Source organism: Paenibacillus sp. 01L418 (genome assembly GCF_056400045.1).
In genome coordinates this window covers 1-22359 of record NZ_JBFTSN010000075.1, presented here as the reverse complement: position 1 = coordinate 22359, position 22359 = coordinate 1, and the positions used below count along the sequence as shown (strand labels likewise).

The following is a 22359-nucleotide window of genomic DNA, read 5'->3' as shown; positions in this document are numbered from 1 at the left end:
CCTTATAGCAGTGGCCATACCAGTAATGTATTTGCACCAGCAAACACAAAAAAACCAACTCGAGTGAATAAACGCTCGAATTGGTTTTACAGTGGAAATATTAGCGAAGATTTGGAATGTTTACTTCTGGATTAACGTCTGCTTCATAATCGATGCCATCTGTCTCGAAACCGAAAAGCTGGAAAAATTCACGACGATAACCTTCAAGATCAGAAAGATCATAAACATTTTCTGTAGAGAGCTTAGCCCAAACATCGGCAACCTCAGCTTGGATTTCTGGTCTCATCTCCCAATCATCAACGCGGATAAGGCCTTTTTCATCAACCAGCGTTTCACCTTTACCGTATAGACGTTCTGAGAATAAACGATACATTTGCTCAATGCAGCCCTCATGAATGCCTTTTTCTTTCATCACTTTATAAAGGGCGGAAATATAAAGCGGCACAACTGGAATCGCGGAGCTTGATTGCGTTACGAGCGCTTTGTTAACGGAAACGAATGCGCGACCGCCATTTGTGCTGAGCTGTTCATTAAGGCGGTGAGCCGTAGCTTCCAGATCATTTTTAGCAGCGCCAATTGTACCTTCACGATAAACTGCATGTGTAATTTCAGGTCCAATGTAAGAGTAAGCAACTGTAGTTGCGCCTTCAGCAAGCGCTCCAGCTTTCTCAAGCTCGTCAATCCACATCTGCCAGTCCTCGCCGCCCATAACAGCAATCGTTTGACGAAGCTCGTCTTCTGTTGCCGGCTCGATTGTAGCTTGCGTTACATCGCCGTTATGGAAGTTAACGGTTTTGTTCGAATACGTGCCGCCAAGCGGCTTGATAACGGAAGAGAACGTTTCGCCTGTTTTTGGATGCGTACGGCGCGGGGAAGCAACGCTGTAGACAACAAGATCAATTTTACCTAGTTCCGTACGGATCAAGTCGATTGTTTTTGCTTTAATTTCATCAGAGAAAGCATCTCCAACGATGCTGAAAGATTTGCGTCCAGCAGCTGCAGCAGCTTCCTCGAAAGCAGCGGAATTGTACCAGCCAGCGGATGCTGTGCGTGCGCCTTCAGCAGCTTTGTCAAAATAAACGCCAATTGTATTAGCGCCAGCAGCGAAAGAAGAAACGATACGTGAAGCAAGACCATAACCTGTTGAAGCTCCAATGACGAGCACGTTGCGCGGGCCTTCAATGCTTGGTTGAGCGTTTACGTAATCGATTTGACGCTGTACTTGTTGTGCGCAGCCCTCAGGATGTGCTGTCGTACAAATAAAGCCACGAGTTTTTGGTTGAATAATCATATTAGAATATTCCTTTCCATAATGGAATTTGTTTGTATGCGTTATGTAACGGGACAACTCTCTCCCATTTTACCGATTTTTATGGAAGAAGGGAAGTTCTCCATTCGTGACAAAAGCATTTATTTGCACAATTTCTTATTTTTTCTCAAATAAATAAGCGCCAAGAAAGCATCTCTGCATTCTTGGCGCTTATTTATGTAGAAATTAACGACGTCCTGACAGCTGCTGTTCAGCCATTTGAACGAGCCGGCGTGTAATTAATCCGCCGATAGAGCCCATATCGCGAGTGGTCATATTGCCATAATATCCGTCTTGCGGAAGTTGAATGCCAAGCTCTTGGGCCACTTCATATTTAAGCTGCTCTAGAGCTGCACGGGCTTGCGGTATAAGAAGTTGATTCGTACGATTTGCCATCTTTTCTCAGCCTCCTTCTTGAACCTATTATGTGGATACGAGTGAGAGTTTATTCATATCTTTCACCTAAATTTACCTCCTATTTTTGAAGTGAAATCATGCTAAAATGGTTAAACGGAAAGGGGGCGCCGTAATGTTTGTGGAACCCATGTTATTAACGGAATATGAAAAACCTTTTGATGATGATGATTTTATATTTGAACCCCTATTGGATGGACACCGCCTACAGCTCTCCTTTATAGGAAGCAAGGCTGCTTTATATACTCGGCATTTCAATGAAGTTACGCGGCAGTATCCCGAATTACATAATGTACCGCTGAGGGAGCCTGCGGATGTTCTGTTAGATGGCGAGGTAACCTATGTAAACCCATTTACAGGAGCGATTGAGTTCGAGTCACTGCAGGAACGCTACAGGCTGAAGAAGGAGCCGAGTATCCGTGAAGCCAAAAGGATGAAGCCGGTCCAGTTTTTTGTATTTGATATTCTTTATTACAACGGGCTTGATTTAAGGCAGAAACCGCTGCTTGAGCGAAAGYGGCTGCTGGAATATATTTTGGAGGATAATGCCTATTTCAAAAAGATGCTGTACGTGGAGCGAGAGGGTGCAGCTATTTTTGATCTTGTAAGAAGATCGGATTTGGAGGGCATTGCCTGCAAGCGCAAGGATAGCATCTACGCTGAGGGTCGTCAGGAGAGCTGGCTAAAGGTGATAAATGATAATTATAAATCGTTATCGATGGCTTCAAATCAGAAAAAAACCTCAATTGCTGAGTAAAGGTATTATTAATATTTTTATTAATAACAACGAATATGCGTAAATGATTTTATAGTGAGTGAGATGAATGCTGTCGGCAAAAGCTGATGGCATTTTTTTTGCGTTTATTTCTAAAACGAAGGAATGGAATACTGCCGTACTAGAAGGGGAGTGGGAGTGGAACTAACTTATATCTTTTATATATTTTCTATTGACGATTTACAGCGTTTGTCGTTACAATGTAAACGTTAACAAAATTAGTAATCGATTAGTTTAATTGTTATTCGTTGGTTAAAGGTTATGCAGGAATAGGGAATGTGAGGTGAATGGGAGCATATCGTTCGATTTACTGATGTTGCCATCATGATGAATGAAACATGATTTTCAATCGAAAGGGGAGTTATGCGATGCTCAAATATTTTAGCAAACGGATTGCATTGGTTCTTGTTTGTTTATTACTTGTACCTGCACCATTAATTGTGGCTGCTGAAGGTAATACAGTACCCGTTCAGAGTACCTTGGATCGTGCAAACCAAAGCAAAATCAAATCCGATGTGAAAGGCCACTGGGCGGAAAAGGATTTTACAGCCTGGTACGAGAAACAGCTTATCCAGGGTTATGGAGATGGGAATTTTAAGCCAGATCAAGCGATTAGTCGAGTGGAATTTATGACTCTGATGAATCGGGTGTTTCGTTTTGTTGATGAGGAAGAGATTGTTTTCTCTGATGTATCTGCATCGAGTTCTTTTTACAGTGAAATGAAGAAGGCGGATGCGGCAGGATATATTTCCGGTTACAGCGACGGAACGATCCGTCCGGGCGATTCCATTTCACGTCAAGAGGCTGCCGTTATCTTAGTTAGAGTATTTCGATTGAGTAGTGCGGCCAAAAATGAAAGCGCTCTTACGGATCTAGGCTCATTGCCTTCATGGAGTAAGGAAGCCGTGAACGCGCTCGTTATGGAAGGATACGCAACAGGGTATAAAGATCAAACATTTAAACCAAATAACAAGATTACAAGAGCTGAGGCGCTGCGGCTAATAAACAATATTTCTGGAGAGATATTGAATCAAGCGGGCACATATGCGGATGTTACAAGCAAAAACATAATCATTAATACAGCGAATATTACGTTAAAAAATACAACTATTGAAGGAAATTTATATTTAACCGAAGGCATCGCCGAAGGGGATGTCATACTCGACAATGTCAAAGTAAAAGGAGTAGTGAAGGTATTTGGAGGAGGCCAAAACAGCATTAAAATAAAGGATTCGGATATCGCGCAAATTTTTGTTGATAAAAAGAATGGCAAGCTGCGAATGGTAACCCAAGGAACAACAACCGTTGGTCAAGTATTCACCATTTCAGGCGTTAAGCTTGAAGAGGCAGCCGATTTAACAGGTGATGGCTTCAAAAATGTATTGATTGAGAAGGATACAGCAGCGGATGCAACCATTGAGCTGGACGGAAACTTCGATATGGTTGAGATTTCTGCATTATCTTTACCTGCTATTAAATTACTGAAAGGCATCATAAGTAAAATGATAGTGGAGCAAAAAGCAGCCTTGCATGTGAATGAGGCCGCGGAAATTAAAGAGATTATCATTCTGTTTGACGGTAAGCTCAAAGTTACAGRCAAAGGCAAAGTGACAAGCAATAGTGAGAATGAGGCTAAGCTTGAGCGAGAGGCAGCAACGATTTCTGCTGCTGGTGGTAATGGTGGTGGAAATGAAACACCTGTGCCAACAACAACTCCTGCGCCAACAACAACTCCTACTTCGACACCGACGCCGACGCCAACTTTTGAAAATGTATCGGTTCACGATCCATCCGTTATTAAAGTTGACGAAACGTATTACGTATTTGGCTCGCATTTGGCGGCTGCCAAATCGAATGATCTCATGAGCTGGTCGTTAATTGATTCAGGCGTGACGGAAACGAATAAACTGTTCAAGAGTGCTGAAAGCAATGTGAAAAAGGAATTGGCTGAGGCGCTCGGCTGGGCAGAAACGGATACGCTATGGGCTGCTGATGTCATTCAGCTTGCAGATGGCAAGTTTTACATGTATTACAATGCATGCAAAGGAGATCAACCGCTCTCAGCACTCGGGGTTGCAGTTGCGGATAATATCGAAGGGCCATATGTGAATAAAGGCATCTTCCTGAAATCAGGCAAAGGAATAAGCGCTGAAGGTACGGCTTATGACGGTACAAAACATCCGAATGCTGTTGATCCCGATACGTTTTTTGATAAGGATGGCCGATTATGGATGGTTTATGGCTCATACTCAGGCGGAATTTTTATTTTAGAGATGAATGCCGAAACCGGTTTTCCATTAGAAAATCAAGGTTATGGCAAACGATTGATGGGTCAAAATCACAGCCGTATTGAAGCGCCTTACATCCAATATCATCCGAATAGCGGCTACTATTATTTATTTGTGACATTTGGAGGATTAGATTCGGTTGGCGGCTACAATATGAGAATATCTCGTTCCTTAAAGCCGGATGGACCTTATGTGGATTATGAAGGTCAGGATATGATTCAGGCTCACGGTCCAGAGGGTTCATTCTTTAAAGATGCGGCAATTGAACCGTATGGCGTGAAGAGCTTTGGTAATTTTATTTTCAGCAACTTAAATGGACAAGCGAACTTCCCTACCTATGGTTATGTATCTGCAGGCCATAACTCGACTTACTACGATGAATCAAATGGTAAGCTGTTCAACATCTTTCACAGTCGGTTCCCTTACCGCGGGGAAGGCCATGAGGTTCGTGTGCATCAGATGTTTATGAACGAAGATGGCTGGCCAGTGGTCGCTCCACATCGTTACACGGGTGAGACGATTGGCAAAATTTCCGAAAGCGATGTCGTTGGCGCTTATCATTATATTAACCACGGCAAAGAGATTACGAAGGAGATTAAACCTTCTGTTTACATTAAGCTGGAGCAGGACGGCAAAATTACAGGGGCTGTGACCGGAACTTGGGAACTAGATGGCGACTATTATGCGAACCTGAAAGTTGATGAGCTTGTAAATGACGTTCCTGTTCAGACGACATACAAAGGGATATTCATTCGCCAATGGGACCCTACTTCGAATGTATACATCTTGGCTTTTAGCGCTTTGTCAGGCAAAGGCGCTGCTGTTTGGGGAAGTCAATTGGCAGCGTTAACTGATCAAGAACTCGCTGCGAATGCAGTTAATAGGTTAACGCTAGGCGATACAAGCCGCATATATAATGATGTCAGCCTTCCTGTGAAAGCTGCAAACCATTGGCCGATTACATGGGAGTCTTCGAATGTATCAGTCGTAACGGCAAGTGGGGCTGTAACAAGGCCTAGCGCAGGTTCCGGCGATGCAGCGGTGCAATTAACAGCAACGATAACGTTAGGCAGCGCAACCGCATCCAAAACGTTCACACTTATAGTTCAACAGCATAATGAAAGTCCGCTAGCCGATGGATTAGTTGCTCAGTACAATTTTGAGAATAATCTTGAAGAGATGACGGGCATAATGGCGGCAGGAACGATCACGGGCGACCGAATTGATCGTACAGGCGGAGAAATTTCGTTTGTAGATGGAACGACGGGCAAAGGAAAGGCAGCTAGCTTTAACGGCGCGTCAGGTGTTCTTTTGCCGGAGGGCTTAATTTCAACAAATGAATATACCGTATCGATGTGGCTGAACCCTGCCGAGGCAGCAAACATTGCTCCAGCTTTCTTCGGTGCACAAACGCCGCAAAGCTGGATCAGCTTTATGCCAAGAGGGCATGATTTTGCGAAAAATAATACGATGCTGTGGTCAGGTGAAGCTTGGTATGATGCATCTACAGGTATCCAAATCAAGCTGAATGAGTGGACACATATTGCATTTACAGTGAAAAACGGCGAGACACAAATATTCATCAACGGGATTAAGAAATATTCCGGTACAGGAATGCCAAATGTGTTTACAGACAAGCACGGTTTGTTTGCACTAGGGGTCAATTATTGGGACACCCCTTATAAAGGTCTCATCGATGAGGTTCGTATTTACGATGTGGCTTTACATGCAGAGAAAATAGGGTGGTTGGCTTTTGGAGAGCCGGATGCCTCTGTTCTAGTTGCACAAATTCAGCTTGATGCTGCGGAGAAGTCGCTAGCGATTGGCACAACTTATTTGCCTGAAGTCAATGTTTTACCAGTGAATGCAGCTAATAAGTCGATTACTTGGTCTTCAGCCGATTCCAGCATCGCTATCGTGAATGCAGCTACAGGGCAAGTAACAGCAGTTGCACTCGGAACAACTACAATAACTGCAACAGCTGATGATGCCGGACATAAAACAGCCACCTATATTGTACATGTAACGGATGGTGAAAATGCTTATTATGCTTTTGACTCGAATCTAATGGATTCATTAGGGCGTGTATCTGCGGGTACGATTACAGGCAACAGAGTAGATAATACGGGAGGCAGCATTACGTTTGGTACAGGCATCTTGGGGTCAGCGGCTGTATTAGACGGCGCTTCAGGCATTCGTCTGCCAGACGGAATAATTGAAAGCCATGTTTATTCGGTTTCCATGTGGCTTAATCCAGCGGAGGCGACCAACTTTGCGACAGCATTTTTTGGATCAAGAACGAATGAAAGCTGGATCAGCTTCGTGCCAAGAGGCCCAGTCAACAGCGACACGATGCTTTGGTCTGGCACTGCTTGGTATGATGCGAGTACAGGGCTGAAAATCAACATTGGAGAATGGACGCATATTGCATTTACCGTTAATAACGGCATAGCCAAGGTATATATTAATGGCATGGAAAAGTTTACAGGCTCCGGCTTCCCTAATGTGTTTACTAATAATAGCGGTGTGTTTGGCGTGGGGGTAAACTATTGGGATACTCCGTTTAAAGGCGCAGTAGATGAGTTGAAAATTTATAGTAAAGCGCTGACGGCAGAGCAAATAGCTGCTGAATGTGCACTCGGCAGCCGTTAAAAAATAATGAAATAGACATGCAGACCTAATGAAGGTACTGCATGTCTATTTTTTATTCATTTCATCCATAATAGAAAGAATATAATTTTATTGTTTCATATCCCGTATATATGGTTAAGAATGTTATAGAAGCTAGCGATTGATTCACGATAAACAGAAAAAAAGCTGCTATCGCAAAGGGCGATAACAGCCAAGTTCTATATTATAAAATTAATTTGTGACGCGTCTTGCTGTAACATAACTTTTGGACCAGTAGCTGGAGGTCATGTCCGACACGGTAACACCAGTGCTTGTAGCGCTGTGGATAATTTTGTTGTTGCCTGCATAAATAGCGACATGGCTGATTGTCTTGCCATTCGTTTTAAAGAAAACAAGATCGCCCATGCTGAGTGAACCCTTAGGAACCTTCTCGCCAACCGTAGCTTGTGCTACAGATGTGCGTGGAAGTGAAACATCAAGTCCTTTGAACAAAAATTGAGTAAAAGATGAACAGTCAAAAGCGTATGTAACGCCTGCCGGTGCACCGAATTTATATGGAGTGCCGATAAATTCTTTTCCTGTAGAAACAAGATTAAGTGTTTCAGGTGTAGCTGCATGTGCCTTTGGAGCAAAAGTTCCGATTGTGAATGCCGATATGACGATAGCGCTGCAAATGCCTGCTTTGGCAATCGATTTCAGTAGGTGTAATTTTCTCATGCTGTCAGGTTGTCCCTCCGCGTTTCGTTTTATGTATTATGACTATAACACATCCGCAAAAGGGCTATTTTCACTCATGAGAACAAAAGGGCAGGTATAATAAGGATTATGAGCGATTATGAGAATTAAATGAAAAAATATTAATAATCCGCGTATTCCCGCGAATTAAGGCATATTTATGCCTCTTGCGCTTACTAGAAGCGTGTACCATTGTTCTCTCGTCATAAGTTCCGATTGCTTCACCGCATCCTTGCAGGCTGCTATCCGCTTAGGATTAACAGTGCCGATTACAGGCTGAATACGAGCGGGATGCTTCATTAACCAAGCCAGTACGATGGCTTCCGGTGTCGTTTCATTTTCATCAGCTATTTGTTGTACGAGAGCAGCTGTTTTCAATTCTGACTCCGTTGCGTTCTCGGATACTCTTCCAGAAAATTTCCCCTGTGCGAGTGGCCCCCATGCTTGAATTTGTATATTTTCCATTTGCATCAATTCCATAAGACCTTCAGCAAAGTTGTCTTTTAAACCTGCCTTTTGGTTGACATGCACACCTTGATCGATGAAATCATGACGAAGCAGACTCATCTCCAGCTGATTTACGACAATAGGATCAGGCAGCGAGCGCTGCAGGAAACGAATTTGTCCCGGGCTCATATTGGATACGCCAWAGTTGCGAACCTTGCCGGATAATTTCAGCTTCGTAAAAGCTTCTGCAATTTCATCCGGCTCCATAAGCGGATCAGGACGATGAAGCAGCAAAACATCTAAGTATTCTGTGCCAAGCCTCTCCAATATGCCATCAACAGACGATAATATATGCTCTTGCGAGAAATTGAAGCGACCAGGTAAAATGCCATCCGAGAGCTGAATGCCTACTTTGGATTGAATGACGAGCTGCTCGCGAAGCTTGGGCTGCTGTTTAAGAATTTGACCGAATACGGATTCTGCTTTGCCTCTTGTATAAATGTCCGCATGATCATACATTGTAATGCCGATTGATAGCGCGGCTTCTATCGCTTCCTCTGCTTGCTTGATATGATCAGGGGTAATCGGGTCTGCAAGATCCCAGCTTCCGCCAAAACCCATACAGCCTAACACGAGACGGCTGTCGGATATTCCACGACGCTCTAATGGCATCATTTTCATTCGTAATCAACCTCCAAAATTTATATTCACTCTGTGACGATTTCTATTATACCTTTCTATTTCTGTACATATAAGCACTGAAAAAAAGTTCACTAACTAACCTTAGGGCGTATAGGACATGAAAGCATCGCCGTTTCATATGATAGATTGCAAGCGCTTCATATAGATGCTACATTACTAGTATTACAGATCATTAGAGTAAGTTGATAAAAAAAGCATATCTATTAATAGGAGGAATAACGTTTGGCACTCATTACTTGCAACTTTTTTTCTGAGGCACTAGGCCTCAGTACATCGATGACCGTTATTTTGCCGCAGCAGACGACATCGCAAATTGGTATGAATAATCGCAGCAGTCAGAAGCTTCATAAAACGTTATATTTACTGCATGGCTTGTCTGATGATGATACCATTTGGATGCGCAGAACTTCTATCGAACGTTATGTAGCCGAGCAGGGTTTTGCGGTTGTCATGCCGAATGTGCATCAAAGCTTTTATACGGATATGGCATATGGCAATAAATATTGGACGTTTCTAACCGAAGAGCTTCCGGCCGTTGCTCGTTCTTTCTTCCCTCTATCTGATGCCCGTGAAGATAATTTTGTCGCTGGCTTATCGATGGGCGGTTATGGAGCATTCAAATGGGCATTAAGGCATCCGGATCGTTTTGCCGCAGCTGGCAGCTTATCCGGTGCGCTGGATATGGCGGATATGGTGAAACGGAGCGAAATGACTGATCTGAAGCGTCTGTTTCATCTCATATATGGTGATAAAGAAATTAAAGGCACGGATGATGATTTGCTGCATCTTGTAGCGGGGAGTGCCAAGCTGGATTCGGCGGCTAAGCCTCTGCTCTATCAGTGCTGTGGTACGGAGGATTTTCTATACAATGATAATATCGCCTTCCGTAATGCGAGCGAGCAGGCGAATTATCCTTTAACTTATGTTGAAGGTCCAGGCAATCATGAATGGAGCTATTGGGACACGCATATCCAGCAGTTCTTAGAATGRCTGCCAAAACAAAACGAATAAGAAGGAAGCTATCATGCCGAGAGGCTGGTAGCTTTTTTTTATTCGAAGGGTTGCAAAATGTATCCGCTACCATTATGATTTGGTTAGGATTAATGTATGAGTATATGGATGAATAAATGTATTAATCCAACTATTTATCAAAGTCTATTTATTCTATTATATTGAAGCGAGGTCGATTTATTTGGCAAACCGTATAACCATTAACGCTGATTTGGCTGCAGGTACGATTAATCGCAATATTTATGGACATTTCTCTGAGCATTTGGGACGTTGTATTTATGAAGGGATATGGGTAGGCGAGGATTCTCCTATTCCGAACACAAACGGGATTCGCAATGATGTAGTCGCAGCGCTTAAGCAGCTGAAAATTCCAGTTCTTCGTTGGCCGGGCGGCTGCTTCGCGGACGAATATCATTGGAAGGATGGCATTGGACCGCGCGAGTCGCGCAAGCGGATGATCAACACCCACTGGGGCGGTGTTGTTGAGAACAATCATTTTGGCACGCATGAGTTTTTGATGCTGTGTGAAATGCTGGAATGCGAGCCTTATATCTCAGGCAACGTGGGCAGCGGCACCGTTCAGGAAATGTCGGAGTGGGTAGAGTACATGACATTTGACGGCGTATCGCCAATGGCAGAATTGCGTACAGAAAACGGCAGGGAAAAGCCGTGGAACGTGAAATATTTTGGCGTCGGCAACGAGAACTGGGGCTGCGGCGGCAACATGCGTCCTGAATATTATGCAGATCTGTATCGCAGATATCAAACCTATGTGCGCAATTATGGCGATAACAAAATCCATAAGATCGCTTGCGGTCCAAACGTAGATGATTACCGCTGGATGGACGTTGTCATGCGGGAAGCACATGGGATGATGGATGCGATATCGCTGCATTATTACACCATTCCAGGGGAGTTTTGGACACAAAAAGGTCCAGCAACAGGTTTCTCCGAGGATGAATGGTACGGTACATTGAAGAAAACATTTTATATGGACGAGCTGATTACACGTCATTCGGCTATTATGGATCGTTATGATCCGAAGAAGCGAGTTGGCCTTATTGTTGATGAATGGGGTACGTGGTACGATGTGGAGCCGGGTACAAATCCAGGGTTCCTGTATCAGCAAAACACGATTCGTGATGCGCTGGTTGCTGGAATTACGCTTCATATCTTCCACGATCATTGTGACCGGGTACAAATGGCTAACATTGCTCAGGTGATCAATGTGCTGCAATCGGTCATTTTGACTGAGGGAGAGAAAATGGTGCTGACGCCAACGTATCACGTTTTTGATATGTATAAGGTGCATCAGGATGCAACGCTTCTTACCACGTCAATTGACAGTCAGGATTATGCGCACAATGACCAGAAGATTCCGCAAGTATCCGTATCTGCTTCAAAGGACGCGAGTGGCCRCATCCATGTAAGCTTGTGTAATTTGGACAATCAGTCCGGAGCGGATGTGGAGATTGATCTTCGCGGCCTAGCAGGTGCAGGGCTTAAGGTTTCGGGTACAGAGCTTTCAGCTTCCGCTAAGGACGCGCACAACACGTTTGAAAATCCGGAAGCTGTTGCGCCAACCGCATTTCAAGCTTTCACTGTTAATGGGTCAAAAATTAGCGCGAAGCTCTCGCCAATGTCGGTAACGGTGCTAGAGCTGATCTCGGAATAGGGATACCACCAGCAATGAGCAGCAAAAATGCGTGCAAAGGCTGTCGTGATGATTACCTTGTCACTGATGAGCAGATCGATCGGATTTTGGCGGCGCCGATGTTCCAGTCCGAAATTAGCGTGCCGGATGATGTGTACGAGCAGCGCTTAAAGCAATGTAGAAACTGCCCGAAGTTTCAATATGGTACGACATGTATCGTATGCGGGTGTTTCGTACGTATTGCCGCCAAATATAAAGAACGTGCTTGTCCGAATCCTGGGGATAGCCGCTGGTCGAAATATGCATGAAAATATATGAATAAGGATCTTAGAGCTGCTCTCTGTCTATATAGAGAGCAGCTCTATTTATTTTTAAAAAGGAACGGCGGAAATTCATAACTTTTAACCTGATATTGCAAATACATTCCAAATTCATCTTTGTACAATAAAACTATCGATTGGATTGCTAAATGGTTATGCACATCTCTCATTACTATTCTATGTAGATGAAAGGGACGATTTCATTGAAGAAATGTAAGCGTTTTATGACGGCTGGTTTGATCGTTTTATTGCTTGCTATGGCACTCCCAAGCTTTGCGTTTGCAGCGGATACGCCGGTGTTCGCACTTACCCAGGAGAAATCGGATAAAGATATTAAAATCGTCGTTACTGCGGATAAGCTAACCGATATGTACGCTTATGAGGTAAAGCTGTCATTTGATGCAAAGAAGCTTCGTTTTAAAAGTGCCAGCAGCAGCATTGCAGGATTCTCGATATCGCCGATCGTCGAAGGCAATCAAATTGTGTTTGCTGCGACGAAGATAGGGAACAAAGCAGGCGAGAATGGTAAAAGCGTATTATCCAGCTTTCTATTCGAGCCAATAGGAAATGGAGATACCGAGGTAAAGCTCACGGATGCGAAGCTTGTAAAAAGCACCCTCGATTCCAGTAATCTGAAGCCTAATGTGAAGCTTACCGCTAACCTTGGAAATTCAGCGGCGTCATTCAAAGATATTACGGGACACTGGGCAATCGCATCCATTGAGCGGGCTGTTCAGCTAGGTTTTGTTAATGGTTATACGGACGGAACCTTTAAACCAAATGCACAGGTTACCCGAGCGGAATTTGCAGCGATGCTCGTCCGAGCACTAGATTTGAAGGCTGATCTTGCAGCAGATATATCGTTTAAAGATGCAGGCAGCATACCAAGCTGGGCTTCCGCTTTCGTTGGAACTGCAGTAAAAGCTGGCATTATAACAGGGTACGAGGACAATACATTCCGCCCTAGCAAGCCAATTAATCGCGCGGAGATTGCGGTAATGGTCGTTAGAGCGCTCGAATGGAAGGTTGATCAGGCGAAAAAATCGTCGTTTGCAGATCGGAGCCAAATTCCAGCTTGGGCGGAGCCTTCTGTAGCGATGGCTGCTGAAGCGGGCATCATCAAAGGCAGAGGCGAAAATAAGTTTGCACCAAGCGCTAATGCGACTCGGGCTGAAGCCGTTACTCTCTTGCTTGCTTTGATTGACTCAAAGCAATGAAAAAAACGATTCTAGTGATTTCCGTTTTTTTGTCAGCTACGGTATTGGGTTTGTTTTTCATATTAAATTCGGATCAAACGAGCGGCAATGCAGGCGATRAGCTGGATGCATCCGCGCTGGAGAGCGTATTAAGCGTGAATCAGGAAGCTGCTTTGCACCGCAAAGCGACTTCAGGAGTGAAGGCGCCTGCCTTTACGCTCAAGGATCTGAACGGAACAACCCACACCGTAGCGGGTGCAGAAGATAAACCGATTGTATTGCAGTTTTGGGCGAGTTGGTGCGAGGCATGCAGTGTTGAAGCTCCCACCTTAAAGAAGCTGCATGAGAAATACGAAGATAAGGTCGATTTCTATGGCGTGAATCTATCATCAGAAGAAAAACAAGCAAGCGCAATTGAAACGTTCATCGAGGAAAATGAATGGCGGTTTACGAATTTACTGGATGCCAATAAACGTGCCTCTTACTTATACGAGCTGCATGCGCTGCCAACAACATTTATTATCGATACGGACGGCACGGTACTGGATACGTTTCATTTGATAGATCCGATGGAGTTTGAGAGCAAGCTGGAAATGTTAACGGAGGGGAGGTGAGCTTGCATCATCTGCTAGCAGCTGAATTGAAACGCAAGCTTAGCATGAGCTTGCGATTGCAAGAACTATGATTGAGGAGTGAAGCTGGATGCGGTTCAGTGCCAGGCTGAAATCAATGATTGTTTTACCGCTCATTTTTTCAATGTATGTAAGCATTTTTTTGCCAGCAGTTCATGTAGAAGCTGCGACTGGAGCAGAGCCGGTTTTTTTCGAGGATCATTTCAATCGTTCCATAATTAATGAAAATTGGACGGTCATCGATGGAATTTGGTCAACGGCAAATGGCAAAATGACCGGAGAAAGCGGATCGGGATCTAAAGCTTTGGTTAAGCAAACCGAAATACAAGATGKCACCATTGAGGCAGATATAAGCCTTGCCAGTCGAAACGGTGATGCGGGATTGCTTTTCCGAACGGTTAGCGCAGCGCCAGGGGCGGACAATGTGAAAGGTTATTACGCAGGCATTTCCGCGCAAGGAACGGGCAGCGTATTTCTAGGCCGTATGGACAACAAATGGACTGAGTTGAAGCGGACTTCGATAGCGATTAATCCTAATGTAGTTTATCACTTTAAAGTTAGCGTTGCCGGATCGCAAATTAAGTTTTATGTCGATGATAAGCTGGTATTGGAACAATCGGATACGACCTATACGAAAGGTCAGGTCGGCGTAAGGCTTTACCAATCCCAGCCGACCTATGACAATCTCAAACTTTCAAATGATAAGGGGGAGCTCGCATTTACGGATTCATTTGATGCCCCAGCGGATGGGCTCACATTGCCGAGTTGGCATGCTGCTCAAGGCGAGTGGAAATTGCAATCGGGCGGGATAACCGTAAACGCCGGCGCAAATCAGGCTTTGCTCGTAAAAGATACGGTGTTCACCGATTTTACAGTGGAGACCGATATTAAGCTGCCGCTAGCTGCGGGTACGGCAGGACTTTTGTTTCGAACTAAGCTAAGCGGTGAGGGAAAGGTGCCCCAAGGTTATTTTGCAGGACTGCGAAATGATGGAAACTTGGTTCTTCGCCGGCTAACGGATAAGTGGACCGATCTTAAAGTCGTTAAGGCGCTGGATACGGTCACTGCGAACAAGTTTTATCAATTGAAGGTTGTAACCTATGGGAATGGCATCAAAATATATGTGGACGATATGCATAATTCCATTCTGGAATACACCGATGACAGTGAACAAAAGTTTACCTCAGGCGGCATTGGGGTATGGGCGGATGAGTCTGAGCCGCTATTTGACAATTTTATTGCAACAGACTATGCCGTACCGGCGGAGTCGTTCCAAGAGCTGGTCAAAAATAAAGATCCGCTTGTACAAACACCGTTTGTGCCGCTTCCGCTTGGATCGGTCAAAGCTGATGGTTGGCTGCTTAAGCAATTAGAGCTAATGAAGGATGGTGCAACCGGCTACGCAGAGGATTTATACGGAGAGCTCAGCACAAATTCGGAGTGGCTGGGTGGAACAGCGCCAGAATCGAACTGGGAACGCCCTATCTATTATGTGAAGGGATTGGTCGCGCTCGCTTATACGCTTGACGATCCGGAGCTGATTGCAAAATCGCAAAAATGGGTCAATTGGATGTTGAATAGCCAGCGTGATGACGGCTTCTTCGGTCCTGCCAGCGACAATGATTGGTGGCCGCGCATGGTTGCTATTTATGTGCTCAAGGATTATTACGAGGCGACAAATGATAAGCGAGCGATCTCCTTTCTTACGAATTATTTTCATTACCAGCTGAACAATCTAGACCAGCGTCCGCTTAAGGATTGGGGACAAATCCGCAGCGGCGACAATATGAATGTCGTGCTCTGGCTGTACAACCGTACAGGAGATGAGTTTCTGCTGCAGCTCGCTGAGAAGCTGCATAAGCAAGGCGGTGATGAGACTGATATTTTTACGAACGACCATTTTTTAACAGCCGCTAAGATTAATCCTGATAACTTTTACTCGCAGCATACAGTCAACGTCAATCAATCGATTAAAACCCCCTCTATTTATTATCAACTATCGAACAATGAAGCAGATAAGCTTGCATTTCAAGCAGGCGTAGAGCATCTGAATCAATCACACAATCAAATTACCGGCATGAATTCAGGAACAGAGATGCTCGCAGGGTTAGCTTCAACGCAAGGGGTTGAGCTTTGTGCCATTGTGGAGCGGGTACACAGCAACGCGGTTGCCGCCATGATTACCGGTGATCCGGCAATCGGAGATGCGCTGGAGAAAATTACTTTTAATTCGCTTCCGGGTGCTATGAGCAAGGATATTAAAACCCATCAATACTATTCGCTGCCGAATCAAGTACAAAGCGGCGTAACCGATCATGGCTTTAAGCAAAATTACGGAAATGGCACCGTACAGTCGCCTTATTCGGGTTATCCTTGCTGTCGTTTCAATATGCATATGGGCTGGCCTTATTTTGTGAAGGACATGTGGGCGGGTACTTCGGATGGCGGGCTTGGCGTTATTGCCTATGGACCGAGCCGTGTATCAGCCAAAATCAATGGGGCGAATGTAACCGTTAAGGAAACGACGAACTATCCGTTCGAGGATCAAATTCGGTTTACGATTGAGGAAGCGTCCAAGAGTGTGAATTTCCCGCTGAAGCTGCGTATTCCGGAATGGACGGACAAAGCAGTTATCACGGTGAATGGGCAGCCGCAAGAGGCCGTAATATCCGGGCAATATTTTACGATTGATCGGCAATGGACAAAAGGCGATACCGTTGTATTGACGCTGCCAATGGAGCTCAAAACGTCGACTTGGGTCAATAATTCGATTGGCATCGAACGAGGACCACTCGTATTCTCTCTGAAAATCGATGAGAACTGGGTAGAGCAGTCTAATCCAGCGCCGCAAGTGAAGGCGCCTGGCTTCAAGGAATTCAGCATCAATGCGCAGTCCCCTTGGAATTATGGTTTGCTGCTTGATCGCGACAACCCAGCAGACTCGATTCAGGTCGTCGTATCCGATATGCCGGAAAATCCGTTCATACAGGAGACTACACCGATTAAGCTAATTGCGAAAGGGAAGAGAATCCCGTCATGGGGCAAAGCAGCTAACGGGGTATCAGCCGCAGAGCCGCCGGTGGGTCCTGTATATTCCGCAGAGCCTACGGAGGAAATTACGCTTGTTCCGTTTGGAGCGGAAAACCTGCGGGTTACTTATTTCCCTGAGGTGACTGAGGAAACGGGCATTCAACCTTATAAATACGAGGCGGAAAACGCCCAGCTGTTCAAGGCGACGGCTCGCAGCAGTAATGTGCATGCATCAGGCTCAAGCTACGTTGGCGGCATCGACTATGCCGACAGCTACGTTAACTTTAATCAGGTTGAGGTTCCAGCAGCAGGGACGTACAAAATGTTTATTTGGTACGCGCAGAATACGGGGAATTACCAGCCAGCTGCTGCAAAAATTATGGTTAATGAAGGCGAAGAGCAGTCCTTGCAGCTCGCAGGGACGATTAATTGGGGTCGATTTATGGCTTCAAGCGTCAACGTTGAGCTGAAGGAAGGGGTTAACTCGATCAAGTTTATGCGGGGTTCTGGACCAAATCCAGGCTTTTATGAGCTAGACTACATCGCATTGTCAGCAGTCAGTAAAGAAGCTGTTGAGCCTTCGGATCAAGGGACAGCTGTACTGACAGGTGCTGCAAACGTACCGAGCGGTGCTGATCTGAATCTTACCTTAGCGGTTCGAAATGTTACGGACAGCGTATATCAGAGTGTTTATGCACAGGACGTTACGGTAACCTTTGATCCAAGCAAGCTCAGCTTCTCGGGTGCGACGCCACTACGGGAAGGGCTGCAAGTGCTTGAGCCTAAAGAGCTTGAGCCGGGCAAAATTCGGATATTAGCCTTTGGAGAGGGGGCAGCCCTTTCGCCAAACGAAGACTGGCTGAAGTTGACTTTCCGAGCTGGCATAGCAGATGAAACGGTAAATACCTCTATAACGGTAACAGGCGTCAAGCTTGCAAACGCAGAAGGGCAGGAGCTGCTTCTGCTTGAAGCTCAGCATCATCTTCAGATACAGGCAGCTCCGGGTGATAAGTCTGCACTGCTGGCGGCATTATCGCAAGCGCAAGCTTTGTATGATGGAGCGGAAACAGGAACAGAACCGGGACAATATCCTCCTGCGATGAAGCAGCAGCTGCAATCGGTTATCAACAAAGCGAAGCTGGTTGCTGATGACGAGAAGGCAACGAAAGCTGAAATTGCAGCCGCGATTACGAAGCTGAATGCTGCAGTAGAAGATTTCCTTGCCGGTGTCATTAAGCCAAGTAACGGTGACGTGAATTATGATAATAAAATTACAGTTGGCGATTTGGCGATTGTAGCTTATTCGTATGGCAAATCCAGCAGCGATCCGAATTGGCAGCAGTTCAAAAAAGCAGATTTGAATCATGATGGCAAAGTGGATATTGAGGATCTTGCATTGCTCGCTCGGTTGATTCTTGGCTAAACGGTACAAGGGGGAAGGCGCATCACTTCCTCCACTAGATTTAAGTATCGATACTATGAATCTTTGGAGGTTCCGTTCATGTTGAATATAAGAAAAACAATGAGTACGCTTGTGGCATTATCTATGATATTTAGTATAGTAGCTTCCGCAATCTCCTTTGCACCCCGGGCTGCGGCAGCAGATGCAGGGGGAATGGCAGCTTCGCAGCAGCATGGGCTGATGGCTGAATATTTCACTGCGGGAGGGCCGCCCAATTTTGCTTTTGGAACCTTTAAAGGAGCTGGCTACGATTCGAATTTGGATATTTCCAATTTAGAGCCGGCCATCAAAATGTTTACAGGACAAGAAGATCGCGTCGGCATCAGATGGACGGGTTTCATTCAGCCTAAGCTCTCTGAGGACTATACCTTTTACATTACTGGTGATAATGGCTTCCGCCTTTGGGTTGATAATAAGCTTACGATCGACCACTGGATAGCGGACTGGGACAAAGAGCAAACTTCAAAGCCTGTCACTTTGGTTGCAGGTCAGAAATACAGCATTAAGCTGGAGTTGTTCGAAGACACGGGCGGCTCGAATGTTCACCTGCGCTGGTCTAGCAAGAGCTTAGCGAAGGAGGCAGTTCCAACAGAAGCGTTTTATTTGCCAGACGGTTTCGCGCTTGGAGGTATCGTGTCCGAGGATGGTTTGCAAGTTGAGCTGCCATTCCAAGAATCTTTGAAGCCAATCACTGCTGAATTTGTTAAGCATCTGAAATTGCGTATCGTGACGGGCGATTTGCCTATTCTGTCGGCAGCTTTGAAGGATGGGGACGATAAAGTCGTCACCGTACTGCTGAAAGATCCAATGTACTCTAAGGATGTAGGCAATGTTAAAGTAATCTACGATGGCAAAGGCGGACTGGAAACGGTGGCGGGAGCTGCTGTAGCTAGCTTCGATAAACCTGTCTACAATGGTTCAAAATATCAGATCATGTCCCCTTGGGCGGAGGATGTAGACAAAGAAAACGTACTGCCTGAATACCCAAGACCACAATTAGCGCGTGAAAAATGGATGAATTTGAATGGGGAATGGGAGTTCCAAGCAGCCCAGAAGGGTGAAGCTGTTCCTGTAGGTCAAGTGCTGAAGGAGAAAATTCTTGTTCCGTTTGCAGCAGAAGCAAAGCTTTCGGGCATTAACCGCGTGGAGGATCTCATGTGGTATAAGCGCTCCTTTAACGTTCCTGAGAACTGGGATGGTAAGCGAGTGAAGCTGAATTTTGGAGCGGTTGATTACTTGGCAACGGTGTATGTGAATGGACAATCGGTAGGCAGCCATAAGGGAGGTTATACCTCATTTAGCTTTGATATTACGGATTATCTTGTGCCTGGGGACAATGAGCTTATCGTGCATGTTCTGGATGAGACGGATATGGGAGCAGACCAAGCGGTTGGCAAGCAAACGGTCAAAAAACTCGGCGGCATTTGGTATACCTCCGTATCGGGTATATGGCAAACGGTGTGGCTTGAGCCTGTAGCTGCTGCACATATCGATAAACTCGACATGGCAACAGATATTCAAAACGGCATCTTGAAGCTGAAGGCAGCTGCTATCGGCGTTGAAGGGCAAACGATTGAAGCGGTTGTTTTGGAAAATGGAAAAGTGGTGGGAACCGCAACAGGAGCAGCTGGAGCTGAGATTGCTGTGGCAGTTCCAAATGCACGGCTTTGGTCCCCAGATGATCCTTATCTATATGATTTAAAGGTGTATCTGAAGGATGGAGCACAAACGGTAGACGAGGTTTCAAGCTATTTTGGCATGAGAGAGATTACGCTCGGCAAGGTAGACGGTATAACAAGGCCGCTAGTAAATGGGAAATTCGTCTTCCAAATGGGGCCGCTCGATCAAGGTTTTTGGCCGGACGGCATTTACACGGCACCTACGGACGAAGCCTTGAAATTTGATATTGAGGCGGTCAAACGCGTCGGCATGAATACGATCCGCAAGCATATTAAGGTGGAGCCCGCTCGCTGGTATTATTGGGCTGATAAGCTAGGCGTACTGGTATGGCAGGATATGCCGAGCCTTGAGGATCGTCAAGGAAATAAAGGGTCAGATATTACACAAGCAACGAAGACGCAGTGGTTTAAAGAATACAAAGAGATGGTCGATCAATTGCGCAGCGTGACATCGATCATTGTGTGGACGGTGTTTAATGAAGGCTGGGGACAATTTGATCAAGGCGGGCAAATGACGAAGGATGCTACCAGCTATGTAAAAAGCCTTGATTCGACTAGGCTCGTCAACAGCACAAGCGGCTGGTGGGATGCGGGCGTCGGCGATTTGAATGATATTCATCGCTATCCTGATCCCGGCGCTCCGAATTACAGCGATACAAGGGCAGCTGTGCTTGGCGAATATGGCGGTTTAGGCTTGCATGTCCCGGGGCATGAATGGAGTCCGCTCGTATTCTCCTATCAATTAATGAATAGCAAGGAACAGCTGACTTCTACTTATATTGCCTATATCAACAGGTTGAAGCAGCTGAAGGAATCAGGCCTGAGCGCAGCCATATACACACAAATTACAGATGTGGAATATGAAATCAACGGCCTATTGTCTTACGATCGCAAAGTTGAAAAAATGGATTTTGATCGGATTGCGACCGCGCACCGTGAGCTCATCGGCACAGCAACCAAAGGGGATTTGCTCGCTGAAATTGCCAGAGCAGAAGGCATGCTGAATCTCGCGAAAATGGGTGCAGGAGCCGGCGAATATGAGCAATCGACTGCTGATTCCTTTAAGGCTGTCATTGATTCAGCCCGCGAAACAGCTCAGAATGATGCTGCAATGCCTGCACATATTCAAACAGCTCTTAAATCTCTCCAAAGCGCACGTGAGCAATTTTTTGTATCGGTGAACGATCCAATTCCAGCGGGTTCTTCCGTTGATCCGTTTAATGAGGCGTCGCTAGACAGTGCTTGGTCAGTCTTTAAGGCAGACAACTCCAAATGGTCGCTGACGCGTAAACCAGGCTTTTTAAGCTTGGACACTTCACCAGGCGACACGTTCGGAAATTCAAATAACTTGCCGAACATCTTTTTAAAGGATGCGCCAGCAGGCGACTTCGTCATTACAACAAAAGTGGAAGCTCCAGTACGCAAAAACTTCCAGCAAGCAGGCCTGTTCATTTGGCAAAATGAGGACAATTACGTCAAGCTTGGCCATGTTTGGGATACGGAAGCAACAACTGGCAAAAGCCTCGAAACCGCATATGAGAAAAATGCGGTTTATGTTAAAGCGACAAACATGGTCAGCCATCCAGGTTACGATACGTCCTATTTGCAAATCAAAAAGGTAGGCAATGTCGTTTCTACTTTCTATTGGGATGGCAGTGCATGGAAACCTGCGGCAGACCCGATGACCGTTAATTTAAGCAATTTGAAAATCGGTTTCTATGGTCTATCTTCGGGTGATAAAACGTCTGTCCAAGCAAATTTTGATTATTTCTCGGTTGGTCCTGTTCAATTGTCGGATAAAACAGCGCTTCAAGCGGCAGTTGTATCTGCTGAAGCCAAACTTAACTCCGCTGTTGCAGGCACAGAACCCGGTCAATATCCGCAGTCTGCAAAAGATGCATTTGCTGCTTCAATCGCAACAGCTAAAGACGTATTGGCTCTTGCAGCTGCAGACCAAGCGGCAGTAGATGCAGCGTTGGCAGCACTCAGCAAATCGGTTGCTGATTTCGCAGCTTCTGTTGTACCTCCTGCTGTGAAAGACGCGACGGCTACGATTGCCGGAGCGGCACTGGTG

Annotated in this window: 13 protein-coding genes; 9 read left to right on the top strand and 4 right to left on the bottom strand. The window is 45.5% G+C overall.

Annotated features, from left to right (window positions below):
• Positions 1 to 100: 100 nt before the first annotated feature.
• Together fabV and AC1DSE_RS12535 are read right to left on the bottom strand one after the other, a co-directional pair.
• Positions 101 to 1291, bottom strand: a complete 1191-nt coding sequence (gene fabV, locus AC1DSE_RS12540; protein ID WP_477512903.1) for an enoyl-ACP reductase FabV — start codon at positions 1289 to 1291, stop codon at positions 101 to 103.
• 204 nt (positions 1292 to 1495) lie between these two features.
• Complete coding sequence (locus AC1DSE_RS12535) at positions 1496 to 1705, bottom strand: alpha/beta-type small acid-soluble spore protein (protein ID WP_076266703.1); 210 nt, start codon at positions 1703 to 1705, stop codon at positions 1496 to 1498.
• A gap of 133 nt (positions 1706 to 1838) precedes the next feature.
• Here AC1DSE_RS12535 and AC1DSE_RS12530 point away from each other — a divergent pair, with 133 nt between their 5' ends.
• Both AC1DSE_RS12530 and AC1DSE_RS12525 read left to right on the top strand, forming a co-directional pair.
• Positions 1839 to 2480, top strand: coding sequence for an ATP-dependent DNA ligase (locus tag AC1DSE_RS12530; RefSeq protein ID WP_477527733.1), 642 nt, complete (start codon positions 1839 to 1841; stop codon positions 2478 to 2480).
• Between the two features lie 386 nt (positions 2481 to 2866).
• Positions 2867 to 7438, top strand: coding sequence for a LamG-like jellyroll fold domain-containing protein (locus AC1DSE_RS12525; RefSeq protein ID WP_477527732.1), 4572 nt, complete (start codon positions 2867 to 2869; stop codon positions 7436 to 7438).
• A gap of 210 nt (positions 7439 to 7648) precedes the next feature.
• Here AC1DSE_RS12525 and AC1DSE_RS12520 read toward each other — a convergent pair whose 3' ends face one another.
• Both AC1DSE_RS12520 and AC1DSE_RS12515 read right to left on the bottom strand, forming a co-directional pair.
• Positions 7649 to 8134, bottom strand: coding sequence for a C40 family peptidase (locus AC1DSE_RS12520; protein WP_076266706.1), 486 nt, complete (start codon positions 8132 to 8134; stop codon positions 7649 to 7651).
• Positions 8135 to 8299: 165 nt separating this feature from the next.
• On the bottom strand, positions 8300 to 9280 hold the full coding sequence (locus AC1DSE_RS12515; protein ID WP_477527731.1) for an aldo/keto reductase: 981 nt from the start codon (positions 9278 to 9280) through the stop codon (positions 8300 to 8302).
• A gap of 243 nt (positions 9281 to 9523) precedes the next feature.
• On the opposite strand from AC1DSE_RS12515, the gene AC1DSE_RS12510 reads away from it, so the two are divergent.
• The 7 genes from AC1DSE_RS12510 to AC1DSE_RS12480 all read left to right on the top strand — a co-directional run.
• Positions 9524 to 10312: an alpha/beta hydrolase gene (locus AC1DSE_RS12510; RefSeq protein WP_477527730.1), complete on the top strand. Its 789-nt coding sequence runs from the start codon at positions 9524 to 9526 to the stop codon at positions 10310 to 10312.
• A gap of 181 nt (positions 10313 to 10493) precedes the next feature.
• Positions 10494 to 11987 carry an alpha-N-arabinofuranosidase gene (locus AC1DSE_RS12505; RefSeq protein WP_477527729.1) on the top strand — a complete coding sequence of 498 codons (1494 nt, stop codon included), beginning with the start codon at positions 10494 to 10496 and terminating at the stop codon, positions 11985 to 11987.
• 14 nt (positions 11988 to 12001) lie between these two features.
• A complete protein-coding gene (locus AC1DSE_RS12500; RefSeq protein WP_441881577.1) occupies positions 12002 to 12274 on the top strand; it encodes a DUF6171 family protein in 273 nt (90 codons plus the stop codon).
• Positions 12275 to 12489: 215 nt separating this feature from the next.
• Positions 12490 to 13503 carry an S-layer homology domain-containing protein gene (locus AC1DSE_RS12495; protein WP_477512907.1) on the top strand — a complete coding sequence of 338 codons (1014 nt, stop codon included), beginning with the start codon at positions 12490 to 12492 and terminating at the stop codon, positions 13501 to 13503.
• Entirely contained in the window at positions 13500 to 14096 is a 597-nt protein-coding gene (locus tag AC1DSE_RS12490; protein ID WP_477527728.1) for a TlpA family protein disulfide reductase, read from the top strand. The genes AC1DSE_RS12495 and AC1DSE_RS12490 overlap by 4 nt, the downstream gene beginning before the upstream one ends.
• Positions 14097 to 14184: 88 nt before the next feature.
• Positions 14185 to 18567 carry a beta-L-arabinofuranosidase domain-containing protein gene (locus AC1DSE_RS12485; RefSeq protein WP_477527727.1) on the top strand — a complete coding sequence of 1461 codons (4383 nt, stop codon included), beginning with the start codon at positions 14185 to 14187 and terminating at the stop codon, positions 18565 to 18567.
• Between the two features lie 78 nt (positions 18568 to 18645).
• Positions 18646 to 22359 (top strand): PA14 domain-containing protein (locus AC1DSE_RS12480; RefSeq protein ID WP_477527726.1); only part of this gene is annotated, 3714 nt, incomplete at its 3' end.